This is a genomic window from Stenotrophomonas sp. JAG2, assembly GCF_041080745.1.
Taxonomy (GTDB): Bacteria; Pseudomonadota; Gammaproteobacteria; order Xanthomonadales; family Xanthomonadaceae; genus Stenotrophomonas; species Stenotrophomonas maltophilia_AA.
In genome coordinates, this window is sequence record NZ_JBEUMH010000006.1 from 203,279 (window position 1) to 215,182 (window position 11,904).

Below are 11,904 nucleotides of genomic sequence, written 5' to 3' on the forward strand. Positions count from 1 at the left end.
TAACGCGATGTAACTCATTGCTGTCGATCAGATTGTCGGCCATGCAAAAGAAAACCGCCGGACAGGCCGGCGGTTTCTTCACGCGACTTTCACCGCATCGCATTCGATGCGCTGCGCAGTATCAGCCGCACCATACTCTTGCGTTGCGGAACATCCGCAGCCACGGCGAATCGCCGTTCCAGTCGTCCGGATGCCAGCTGTGGTTGATCGCACGCGGGGTGCGTTCCGGATGCGGCATCATGATCGTGGTGCGGCCATCGGTCGTCGTCAGGCCGGTGATGCCGTCGGGCGAGCCGTTCGGATTCAGCGGGTACTGGGTGGCCACGTTGCCATCGCCATCGATGTAACGCAGCGACACGCGCGCCGCGGCCTGATCGACCGCATTGGCGAAGACGGCCTGGCCCTCGCCGTGCGCCACCGCGACCGGCAGGCGCGAGCCGGCCATGCCGCGCAGCAGGATCGACGGCGATTCCACCACTTCCAGCAACGCGGTGCGCGCTTCGAACTGCTCGCTGCGGTTGCGGCGGAACTGCGGCCAGTGCCCGGCACCGGGAATGATGTCCTTGAGCTGGCTCATCATCTGGCAGCCGTTGCACACGCCCAGGGCGAAGCTGTCCTCGCGGGCGAAGAACGCCGCGAAGGCATCGCGCAGCGCGCTGCGCTCCAGCACCGAGGTGGCCCAGCCGCGGCCGGCACCGAGCACATCGCCGTAACTGAAGCCGCCACAGGCCACCAGGCCGGTGAAATCGGACAGCGCGACGCGGCCTTCGATCAGGTCGCTCATGTGCACATCGAACGAACTGAAGCCGGCACGTTCGAAGACGTTCGCCATTTCGATCTGGCCATTGACGCCCTGCTCGCGCAGCACCGCCACGCGCGGACGCGCGCCGGTGTTGATGAAGGGCATCGCCACGTCTTCGCTGATATCGAAGGTCAGCTTGGGCTTCAGGCCCGGCGCGTTGAAGTTGCGCGCGATCGCACGCTCCTGGTCGGCGTTGTCCGGGTTGTCGCGCAGCTTCTGCATCGCGTGGGTGACCGACCACCAGGCATCGAACAGCGCTTCCCAGCGCCACTCGACCAAGCTGTCGCCCTGCAGCGAGACGCGCACCACCGGGGCGGTGGTCGGGCGCGCGATGCGCTGCGCGCATTCGGTCAGGGCATGACGCTCGACCAGATCGGCGAACGCCGCGCGGTCTTCCTTGGCGATCTGCACCACCGCACCCAGCTCTTCATTGAACAGGCTGCGGAACGGATCATCGCCCCAGGCATCGAGGGTGATGTCCAGGCCGAGACGCGAAGCGAAGGCCATCTCGCACAGCGCGGCGAACGCGCCGCCGTCGCTGCGGTCATGGTAGGCCAGCAGCAGGCCGGCCTGGCGCGCGTCGCGGATCAGCTCGAAGAAGGCACGCAGGCGCTGCGCATCGTCCAGGTCCGGCACGGCACCGGCAAAGGCCGGCAGTGCGGAATGGTCGGCGTGCACCTGGGCCAGGATCGAGCCGCCCAGGCGCTGTTTGCCAGCCCCCAGGCCGATCAGCCACAGTTCGCTGTCGGCATCGCGGTCGAGCAGCGGGGTCAGCTGGCCGGTCGCATCGGCAACCGGCGCGAAGGCCGAGATCACCAGCGACACCGGCGATACCGACTTGTGCGCCTGGCCGTCGGCCTGCCACTGCGCCTGCATGGACAGGGAGTCCTTGCCGACCGGAATGCTCAGGTCCAGCTGCGGGCACAGTTCCATGCCGACCGCACGCACTGCGTCATACAGCAGCGCGTCTTCGCCGTGGTGACCTGCCGCGGCCATCCAGTTGGCCGACAGCTTCACCGTTTCCAGCGCATCGACCGGGGCCGCGCACAGGTTGGTGATCGCTTCACCGACCGCCATGCGCGCCGAGGCGGCCGCATCCAGCAGGGCCAGCGGGGTGCGCTCACCGATCGCCATCGCTTCACCGGCGACGGTATCGAAACCGACCAGGGTGATGGCGACGTTGGCCAGCGGCAGCTGCCACGGGCCGATCATCTGCTCGCGTGCGGTCAGGCCACCGACGCTGCGGTCACCGATGGTGACCAGGAAGTTCTTCGAGGCCACCGACGGATGCGCAAGCACGCGCAGGCCGGCCTCGTGCAGGTCCAGCCCGGCGGTCTTCAGCGCCGGCCATCGCGGTGCAGCCGGGTGCACGGTGTCGCGGTGCATCTTCGGCGCCTTGCCGAACAGCACGTCCATCGGCAGATCGATCGGGGCATCGGCCGGGGTGTTGCCCACGGTCGCGCCATAGGCCACGACCAGACGCTCTTCGGCGGTCGCGACACCGACCGCGGCGAACGGGCAACGCTCGCGCGCGCACAGCGCGGCGAACTCGGCCAGGCGCGCCTGCGGCACACCGAGCACGTAACGTTCCTGCGATTCGTTGCACCACAGCTGCATCGGCGACAGCGACGGGTCATCGGCGGGCACCTTGCCCAGATCGATCACGCCACCCACGCCGGAGTCATGCAGCAACTCCGGAATCGCGTTGGACAGGCCACCCGCGCCGACGTCATGGAACCAGCGGATCGGGTTGTCCAGGCCGAGCGCGACGCAGCGGTCGATCACTTCCTGGCAGCGACGCTCCATTTCCGGGTTGTCGCGCTGGACGCTGGCGAAATCGAGGTCTTCGGCGCTTTCACCGGAGGCCACCGAGCTGGCCGCCCCCCCGCCGAGGCCGATCAGCATCGCCGGGCCACCGAGCACGATCACCGCATCGCCGGGCTGCAGGCGCAGCTTCTCGACCTGGTTCTGGTCGATCGCGCCCAGGCCACCGGCCAGCATGATCGGCTTGTCGTAGGCGCGGGTCAGGCCCTCGCCTTCGGGCAGTTCGAAGCTGCGGAAGTAGCCGAGCAGGTTCGGGCGGCCGAACTCGTTGTTGAAGGCGGCGCCGCCGAGCGGGCCGTCCAGCATGATGTCCAGCGCCGGTGCCATGCGCGGGTTGAGCGCGCGCGGCGCTTCCCACGGCTGCGGCAGGGTCGGGATGCGCAGGTGCGAGACCGAGAAACCGGTCAGGCCGGCCTTGGGCTTGCCGCCGCGGCCGGTGGCGCCTTCATCGCGGATCTCACCGCCCGCGCCGGTGGCCGCGCCGGGGAACGGCGCGATCGCGGTCGGGTGGTTATGCGTTTCCACCTTGATGCAGAACGCCGAATCGACCACGGCCTCGCTGCGGTACTGGCCGGTGGCCGGGTCCGGGCGATAACGGGCGGCCGGGAAGCCGGCAACCACCGCGGCGTTGTCGCTGTAGGCGCTCAACGTGTGCTGCGGGGTCTGCTGGTGGGTGTTCTTGATCATCCGGAACAGCGAGTGCGACTGGTCGGCGCCGTCGATGGTCCAGCTGGCATTGAAGATCTTGTGCCGGCAGTGCTCGGAGTTGGCCTGCGCGAACATCATCAGTTCCACGTCCGACGGCTTGCGGCCCAGGTCGCCGAAGCGCTGGCGCAGGTAGTCGATCTCGTCCTGGGCCATGGCCAGGCCGAGGCGGTTGTTGGCCGCTTCCAGGTCATCCAGTGCGATCCGCTCCAGCTCGCCGCGCGCCGGGGCGCTGAACAGCGCCTGGGCCTGCGTGGTCTCGGCCAGCACGGACTGGGTCATCGGGTCGTGCAGCGCGCGGATCACCGCTTCCTGCGCGGCGGCATCGGCCGGCCAGCCGGCCAGGTCGATGCGCAGGCCACGTTCGACCCGGCGGATCGGCTGCCCGGCACCGCGGACCAGCTCGGTCGCCTTGCTCGACCACGGCGACAGCGTGCCCAACCGCGGCACCACGAAGCGCGATACCGCCCCGTCCTCACGCCCGGCCAGCGCCGGCTGGGCTTCCAGGATCCGGCTCAGGATCGCCGGGTCCGGGGCCGCATCGCCCTCGGTCTGGATGAAGTAGACATGCCAGGCACCGGTGATGCGCAGATCGGCGGCCAGGGACTGCAGGCGGGATTCAAGACGTTCGCGGCGGAACGGCGAAAGGGCGGATGCGCCCTCGAGGACCATCATGTCCGGGGAACCGTGGTTGGGAACGGGGCCCACTATTGTACCCAAGTCGGCCGCCACGGCCCGGCCCGGGGGATCGACCGGCCAAGGCCGGGGCCAACCTCGTTCACGCCAGAACCATGCACTGGTTCACGGATTGCACCCGGATTACATGACAACGTTATCACCACCTGGCCTGCGGCCAGGTGCCGTCCGTCCCCCATGTCGTTGCCGGCCTCTCTCACCGGCGTCCGGAACTGCTGCACGCATGCCGCCATCCCGGCGGCATGCGCCCACCTGATCGGAGACCGACCATGCCAGACCCGATTGCGCGCCGTGCAGTGACATCGTTTTCCTCCCCCGCCACCCTCCTCCGCCGACCCCGCTGGCTGCTCGCCCTGGCCTTGGCCGCGGCCGCGGGCACGCCCACGCTGGTCCAGGCGGCGAACTGTACCGGGGCCCCCGAATGGAACGGCGCGGCCATCTATCTGGCCGGCCAGACCCTGCAGAAGGGGGGCGTGCTGTACCGCGCCAACCAGGACATCTGGAACGCCCCGCCCGACCACCCGGCCGGCGCGCCCTACTACTCCAACCTTGGCGCCTGCGACGGCAGCGGCAGCAACCAGCCGCCGAGCGTCACGCTGACCTCCCCGGCCGCCGGGGCCAGCTTCAGCGCCGGCAGCAGCATCACGGTCAGCGCCACGGCCAGCGACGCCGACGGCAGCGTCAGCAAGGTCGAGTTCTTCCGCGGCGGCACCTCGCTGGGCATCGACACCAGCGCGCCCTACAGCGTGGTCTGGAGCAACGCCGCGGCCGGCAGCCACACCTTCAAGGCGGTGGCGACCGACAACAACAACGCGGTGACATCCTCGGCCACGGTCAACGTGACCGTCACCGCCGCCAGCAACGACATCACGCCGCCCAGCGTCCCGGGCGGGCTGGCCTCGCCCGCGAAGACCGCCACCACGGTGAACCTGGCCTGGAATGCGGCCACCGACAACAGCGGCGGCAGCGGCGTGGCCGGCTACGACGTGTACCGCAACGGCAGCCTGGTCGGCTCGCCCGGTGCGACCCAGTACACCGATGGCGGACTCAGCGCGAGCACCGCCTACACCTACACCGTGCGGGCACGCGACAACGCGGGCAACGCCTCGGCGCAGAGTGGTTCGATCAGCGTGACCACGGCCGCTGGCGGTGGCGGTGGCGGCACCAAGCGGGTGATCGGTTACTTCACCCAGTGGGGCATCTATGGCCGCAACTACCAGGTGAAGAACATCGACACCAGTGGATCGGCGGCGAAACTGACCCACATCAACTACGCCTTCGGCAACGTGCGCAACAACCGCTGCGAAGTGGGCGTGACCCAGGCCTCCGACCCGAACACCGGCGTGGGCGGCGATGCGTATGCCGACTACGGCAAGTCGTTTGCCGCCGGCGCCAGCGTGAGCGGGGTCGGCGATACCTGGGACCAGCCGCTGCGCGGCAACTGGAACCAGCTCAAGCAGCTCAAGGCCAAGCACCCGAACATCAAAGTACTGATCTCGCTCGGCGGCTGGACCTGGTCGCGCGGGTTCTCCAGCGCGGCGCAGCCGGCCAACCGGCAGGCGTTCGTGGCCTCGTGCATCGATGCCTACATCAAGGGCAACCTGCCGGTCGCCGATGGTGCGGGCGGCGCGGGTGCGGCGCTCGGCGTGTTCGACGGCATCGACATCGACTGGGAGTACCCGGTGGCCTGCGGGCTGAGCTGCGGCACGCCAGCCGACAATGCCAACTTCACCGCGCTGCTGGCCGAATTCCGCCGCCAGCTCGATGCGGTGCGGCCGGGCCTGCTGCTGACGGTGGCCGTGGGCGCAGGCGTGGACAAGATCCGCGTGACCGATCCGGCCAGCTACCACCCGTACCTGGATTTCATCAACGTGATGACCTACGACTTCCACGGCGCGTGGGATCCGCAGACCAATCACCACTCGGCCCTGTTCGATTCACCGGCCGATCCCTCCACCGGCGACCAGAAGTTCTACAACAGCAATGATGCGATGGAGGCCTTCCTCAGCCGCGGGGTGCCGACCAGCAAGTTGAACCTGGGCATCGGCTACTACGGCCGTGGCTGGACCGGTGTGGCCGCCGGCAACAACGGGCTCTACAAGAGCGCCAGCGGCGCGGCACCGGGCACGTACGAGGCCGGCATCGAAGACTGGAAGGTGCTCAAGACCCTCAACTGGCCGGTCTACACCGACAGCGTCGCCAAGGCCACGTGGATATCCAACGGCACCACCTTCTGGAGCGTGGACACGCCGGCCATGGTCACCGAGAAGATGGGCTACGTGAAAACGCAGGGCCTCGGCGGTGCGTTCTTCTGGGAGTTCAGCGGCGATGATGCGCAGGGCACGCTGACCAAGGCGATCAGTGATGGCCTGAAGTAACACCGTAGCGCGGGACGGCGCCTGACTGATCGAGCAGGGCGCGGCCCGGCTGATCGAGCGAAGCATCACCCCGCTCAGTGAAGAACACGCCCCGGCCTGGCCGGGGCGTGTTGTTTTCAGCGGCTGCCGCCTGCCGAGACGCGCTCCAGCGCCGCCTTGAGCTGGGCCGGCGGCAGGTAGCCACCGAGCTGGGTGCCGTCGGCGGCGAAGATCGCCGGGGTACCGTTGACGCCCATCTGCTGGCCGAGCTTGTACTGCATCGCCACCGGGTTGGTGCAGTTCTTCGGGGTGACGGCCTTGCCGGTCTTGGCCGCGGTCAGGGCCTGCTTGCGGTCGGCCGCGCACCAGACCGAGATCATGTCGGTGTAGTCCTGGCTGCCCAGGCCCATGCGCGGGAACGCCAGGTATTCCACGGTGATGCCGTTGCGGTTGAGCTCGGCGATGTCCTGGTGCAGCTTGCGGCAGTACCCGCACTCGATGTCGGTGAAGACGCTGACGGTGTACTTGGCGTTCGGCGCGGCGAACACGATGCGCTCGTTGGTGGGCACGCCGTCGAGCAGCTTGCGCCGGTAGGTGAGCAGGCCCTGGCTGCTGACCGGCCCCTTGTTCTGGATGTCGTACGGCTGGGACTGCATCAGATAGCGGCCGTCATCGGAGACGTACAGCACCTGGCCGCCGACCAGCACTTCGCGGAACCCGGCAAATGGCGCCGCACCGATGAAATCGGGCTTGAAGGTCGGGTCCAGCTGCTGGAGCGCGGTGCGCACGCGCTGGTCGGCATCGCCGGCAGCGGCCGGAGCAGCGGCCGTGGTCTTGGCCGCCGGAGCGGACGGTTGCTGCGCGCAGGCAGTCAGGCTGAGCGCGCCGAAGAGCGCCGCAATGGCAACACGGAGCATCGAGCATTCCGGTGTAAGGAGTCAGACTGGATTCTCGCACAGCTGCCTGCCCCCGCAGCTGGACCGCAGTGGAACGGCGGCGCGCGCCCCTGTCCGGCGCGGTATCAGCCGCGCGGGTGGTGCTTGGCGTGCAGTTTCTGCAGGTGCTCGCGCGCGACCAGTGTGTAGATCTGCGTGGTGGACAGGGAGCTGTGGCCCAGCAGCATCTGCAGGGCACGCAGATCTGCGCCCCGGTTGAGCAGGTGCGTGGCGAAGCTGTGGCGCAGGCCGTGCGGGCTGATACGGGCCGGGTCGATCCCGGCCAGCACCGCGTACTTCTTCACCAAGCCCCAGAACTGCTGGCGGCTGACCGGATGCAGGGAGGGCTCCAGGAACATCGGCACGGCGCCGTCCTGCGGGGTGGGCACGTTGCGTTTGCCGGTGAGCCGGGGGCGCGATTCGGCCAGGTAACGTTCGAGCCAGTGCTGGGATTCTTCGCCGAGCGGGACCAGGCGTTCCTTGCTGCCTTTGCCGGTGACGCGCAGCACGCCCTGGCGCAGGTTGACGGCATTGGCCGGCAGGTTGACCAGCTCACTGACGCGCAGGCCGGCGGCATACATGAGCTCGAGCATGGCGCGGTCGCGCAGGCCGAGCGGCGTGTCGATGTCGGGGCTGGCCAACAGTGCGTCGATCTGGCTTTCGGCGAGCGCCTTGGGCAGCAGGCGGGGCAGCTTGGGCGGATCGAGCAGCGCGCTGGGGTCGTCGCTGCGTTCGCCGCGGCGGACGGCATCGGCGAAGAACGCCCGCAGGGCGGAGAGCAGGCGGGCATTGCTGCGCGGCGACCAGCCATGACGGGAGCGCCAGGCGAGGTAGTCGAACAGCCCGGCGCGGTCGAGGCCGGCCAGTCCCCCTGCGGCGCCATCACGCCAGCGCGCGAGGCCTTCGAGATCGCGCCGATAGCTGTCCAGGCTGGCGCGCGCAAGGCCGTGTTCGGCCCAGGCGGTGTCGAGGAAGCGCTGGATGCGGACGTTGTCGTCGTCGCGCAGCTCGGGCAGGTGCTGCACGAGCTGGCGGCGCAGTGCGGGGGTGGTGGCGTCGGACATGCGGACAGCATACGGAGCGGAATGATCGGGGGCCATCGAACGTGAGCGGCGGGCCGGGTATGCTCCGGGACATGACCGATGCCCCGCTGTCGTCCACTGCCGCTGATCGTCCTGCGTCGTTGCTGCTGTGGCGCCTGCTGTCGCTCCTGTACGACGTCTTCCCGGCGCTGGCGCTGTGGATGCTGTTGGGCGCGCTGTTCGTGGCGGTCTATACGTTGAGCGGCCATGCGGAGCGCGAGAACATCGCGCCGTTCAGTGCGTGGCAGTGGGCGCTGTGGGCGTGCTGCTGGGGCGTGACGGGGGTATACGCGACGATGAGTTGGCGTCGCGGTGGGCAGACGCTGGGGATGCGGCCGTGGCGGTTGCAGGTGGTATCGCTGGACGGCACGGTGCCGACGCGCAGGCAGTTGTGGCTGCGGTATGCGGTGGGCTCGCTGTCGGTGTTGGCGGCCGGCCTGGGGTTCTGGTGGGCGCTGGTGGATCGACAGCGGTTGACCTGGCATGACCGGGCCAGCGGGACGCGGGTTGTTCGGCTGCCGAAGCGTTGAAGGCAACTGCCAACCGCAAAGCGCAAAACGCAAAACGCAAAACGGCAGCGTCTCTGTTTTCTCTGTGTTTGCGGAGAGGCGCAACCCATTTCTGGACCCGCCGCAAGTACGTCCCTGTAGGCTCGTAGTGCGCCATCCATGGCGCACTACGGTCCTGAAATGGGCTGCGCCTCTCCGCATTGACAGATTGCGAAGTGCGGTGGGTGAAAGCGGATTTTTTGCTTGGCTGACGTTTCGCACTGAATACCGGCTCTCGCGATCGAGACGCCTTCAGGAGCGCAACCTCCATCGCGCAGTCGAACCTTCGCTCAATCGATCAATCCCTTAGTCGATCAACTGCTCAGTCGCTCAGTCGCTCAGTCGCCAAGATTGAACACGAACACCGGCACTTCGCCAATCCATCAGAACGGGTAGAGCCGGGCCATGCCCGGCTGCTCTCCCCTCCCCAACCAGCACACTGTCGGAGGCGCGGCGGGATTGCCAGGCCGGGACCGTGTGCTGCCATGGATGGCAGCACACGAGCCTACATGGACGTACTTGCGGCGGGTCCCGGAATGGCGAGCCCGTCGCGCCTAGCCTGAGAGAACATGGTGGCCGCTCTGGCTTCGGCCTTTGGCCTTTGGCTGTTCCAGCGTTTGGCGTTTGGCGTTGGCGTCTGGCGTCTGATGCCTGGCGCTCCAGCAGGGGAATCAGCCCGACTTTCGCCGGAACAACAACCCGGATACCACCATCATCACGACCGGCGGCAACGCATACGCAATCCGATAATCGAACTTCAGCGCACCGGCCATGCGGCCGAAGAACAACTGCAGCAGCCAGAAGCCCAGCGCGAACAGAATGCCCAGGAACAAGCGCTTGCCCATCCCACCGCTGCGCAGCGAACCGAACGCGAACGGCACCGCCGCCAGGCACAGCGCCAGCACATTGATCGGATAGAACCAGCGGCTCCAGTAAACATCCTCGTAATCGCGCGCATCCAGCCCATTGCGCTTGCGGTACTCGATGCTGGTGCGCAGATCCATCGCCGTCAGGTTGCGCGGCTTGGAAATGCCGCTCGCCAGCGCCGCCGCGTCCAAGCGTGAATTCCACGGCTCGGACTCGACCGTCTGGCGGGTGGCGGAACGCTCACCGAACGTATCGCGGCGCACCTTGTTCAACACCCAGCCGTCGGCACCATGCTCGGCGGTGGTCGCATACGTCAACGAGGCCAGGCGGCCGTCCTCGGCGATCTTGTACAGACGCACATCGTGCAGGATCAGGCGCGTACCGCCGCCGGCCTGCAACTGCTCATCGCCGCTCTGGGCATTGAGGAAGGTGTCGCCTTCGCGCGCCCACACGCCCGAATAGCGGGCCGCACTGAGGCTGCTGCCCCACTTCGCACTGGCCTTGATCTCGTCCGCCTTGCTCTGACCCCACGGGCCCAGCGTTTCGCCGCTGAACACCATCACCGCGGTCATCAGCGACAGTGCGATCGCCACCGAGACGCTCAAGCGCTTGCGCGACAGGCCCAGCGCGCGCAGTGCGGTGAGCTCGGAGGTGGCGGCCAGCTGGCCCAACCCCATCAGCGCGCCGATCACGGCGGCGGTCGGGAAGAAGGTATAGGCACGGCGCGGCACGGTGTAGAGCACCCAGGCGGCGGCGTGGCCGAGCGTATAGCTGCCCTTGCCGACGTCCTTGAACTCGCCGGAGAAGGCCATCACCACATCCAGGCCGACCAGCACGGCCCAGGTCAACAGGACGGTGCCGAACACGGCACGGCCCAGGTACAGATCGAACCGCATGGGGCGCAACACGTTCATGCGGTCCTCCGGGGGCGCGACAGTTTGCCGTCGCGGAAATACATCCACAGGGCGAGGCCCAGCAGCGGCAGGGTCAGCCACCACAGGCCCGCGATGCCGGGAATCTTGCCATCGGCGATCCAGCGGGTGCCGATGAACATCAGGTTCATGCCCACCATGTAGGCCAGGAAGGCCAGCATCATCCGGCCGTAGCGCTGCTGGCGCGGCGAACTGCGGGCCAGTGGCAGGGTCATCAGGGCGAAAGCCAGTGCGATCAGCGGCGGGGCGATGCGCGAGTGCAGCTGCGCCTGCGCCTCGGGGCGCTCATCGCCGAACAGCTGCGTGGTCCGCAGCAGCTCGGGGTCGTCGTCCTTGCGGGTCTCGGCGCCGTCGGGCATCGCCACGTCGTTGCGGGCGAAGGTCATCAGCTTGTAGTCCAGCGCGCCGTTGGCCGGGCCTTCGACCTGGTGGCCCTCATCCAGCTCCAAGTAGCGCTGCTTGGCGCCCTCGAAGTACATCCGGCCGTGATCGGCGGAGATCACCTCGATGCGGTCCTCCTTCTGGCGCTGCATGAAGACCTTGCCCAACTGGGTGCCGTCCGGGGAGACCGAGGACAGGTAGACCACGCCGCCATTGGGCAGCGGCGTGAATTTGCCCGCCTCCAGCCCGGCCATGACCACGCTGCGGTTGGCCTCGTCGATCATGGTCTCGCCGGTGCGGTCGGCCCAGGGGCCCAGCCACAGCGAGCACAGGGCGATCAGCCCGACCACCGGCACCACCAGCATCAGCAGGGGACGCAGCAGGCGCCTGGGGCCGACGCCAATGGCGGTGATGACCGCCATTTCCGAGTCCCGGTAGAGCCGGGCCGTGGCCAGCAGCAGGCCCAGCATCAGCGCCAGCGGCAGGATCAGCGGCATATAGACGATGAACTGCAGGCCCAGCTGTGAGAACAGCAGGCGGGCAGGCAGGCGGCCGTCGGCGATGTTGCCGAGGATGTCCACCAGGACACCACCGACGCTCACCACCAGCAACACGATCAGGGTGGCCAGGAAACTCTGGACGAAATCACGCAGGAGATAGCGATCGAGCTTCGACATGGGGCGGTGGTTTAAACTCTCGGATTCGTTCGCGGTGCTGCCCAGTCTACTGACGGGACGTAAACAGCTCGCGATTGTACGGATTTGCCAACGGAATC

7 protein-coding genes are annotated in these 11,904 nt (G+C 67.9%); 2 read left to right on the top strand and 5 right to left on the bottom strand.

What is annotated here, in order from left to right:
- Positions 1–121 precede the first annotated feature (121 nt).
- Positions 122–4,006: a phosphoribosylformylglycinamidine synthase gene (gene purL / locus AB9O74_RS09865; protein WP_369349185.1), complete on the bottom strand. Its 3,885-nt coding sequence runs from the start codon at positions 4,004–4,006 to the stop codon at positions 122–124.
- A 290-nt stretch (positions 4,007–4,296) separates the two neighbouring features.
- Between purL and AB9O74_RS09870 the strand changes: the two genes are divergently transcribed.
- Positions 4,297–6,405: a glycosyl hydrolase family 18 protein gene (locus tag AB9O74_RS09870; RefSeq protein WP_369349186.1), complete on the top strand. Its 2,109-nt coding sequence runs from the start codon at positions 4,297–4,299 to the stop codon at positions 6,403–6,405.
- Between the two features lie 116 nt (positions 6,406–6,521).
- On the opposite strand, the gene AB9O74_RS09875 is transcribed toward AB9O74_RS09870, so the two are convergent.
- Together AB9O74_RS09875 and xerD are read right to left on the bottom strand one after the other, a co-directional pair.
- Complete coding sequence (locus tag AB9O74_RS09875; RefSeq protein WP_179460719.1) at positions 6,522–7,301, bottom strand: thioredoxin fold domain-containing protein; 780 nt, start codon at positions 7,299–7,301, stop codon at positions 6,522–6,524.
- Positions 7,302–7,405: 104 nt separating this feature from the next.
- Entirely contained in the window at positions 7,406–8,383 is a 978-nt protein-coding gene (xerD, locus tag AB9O74_RS09880; RefSeq protein ID WP_176990448.1) for a site-specific tyrosine recombinase XerD, read from the bottom strand.
- Positions 8,384–8,442: 59 nt separating this feature from the next.
- Between xerD and AB9O74_RS09885 the strand changes: the two genes are divergently transcribed.
- Entirely contained in the window at positions 8,443–8,931 is a 489-nt protein-coding gene (locus AB9O74_RS09885) for an RDD family protein (RefSeq protein ID WP_369349187.1), read from the top strand.
- Between the two features lie 689 nt (positions 8,932–9,620).
- On the opposite strand, the gene lptG is transcribed toward AB9O74_RS09885, so the two are convergent.
- Both lptG and lptF read right to left on the bottom strand, forming a co-directional pair.
- Positions 9,621–10,730 (bottom strand): LPS export ABC transporter permease LptG, encoded by a 1,110-nt coding sequence (gene lptG, locus AB9O74_RS09890; RefSeq protein WP_369349188.1) that lies wholly within the window; start codon positions 10,728–10,730, stop codon positions 9,621–9,623.
- Positions 10,727–11,806, bottom strand: coding sequence for an LPS export ABC transporter permease LptF (gene lptF, locus AB9O74_RS09895; RefSeq protein ID WP_176991057.1), 1,080 nt, complete (start codon positions 11,804–11,806; stop codon positions 10,727–10,729). Before lptF ends, lptG begins: the two co-directional genes overlap by 4 nt.
- Positions 11,807–11,904 lie beyond the last annotated feature (98 nt).

Bases quoted from the DNA above. Each gene is read 5' to 3' on its own strand.
- purL (WP_369349185.1), bottom strand. From the start codon at position 4,006: ATGATGGTCCTCGAGGGCGCATCCGCCCTTTCGCCGTTCCGCCGCGAA.
- AB9O74_RS09870 (WP_369349186.1), top strand. From the start codon at position 4,297: ATGCCAGACCCGATTGCGCGCCGTGCAGTGACATCGTTTTCCTCCCCC.
- AB9O74_RS09875 (WP_179460719.1), bottom strand. From the start codon at position 7,301: ATGCTCCGTGTTGCCATTGCGGCGCTCTTCGGCGCGCTCAGCCTGACT.
- xerD (WP_176990448.1), bottom strand. From the start codon at position 8,383: ATGTCCGACGCCACCACCCCCGCACTGCGCCGCCAGCTCGTGCAGCAC.
- AB9O74_RS09885 (WP_369349187.1), top strand. From the start codon at position 8,443: ATGCTCCGGGACATGACCGATGCCCCGCTGTCGTCCACTGCCGCTGAT.
- lptG (WP_369349188.1), bottom strand. From the start codon at position 10,730: ATGAACGTGTTGCGCCCCATGCGGTTCGATCTGTACCTGGGCCGTGCC.
- lptF (WP_176991057.1), bottom strand. From the start codon at position 11,806: ATGTCGAAGCTCGATCGCTATCTCCTGCGTGATTTCGTCCAGAGTTTC.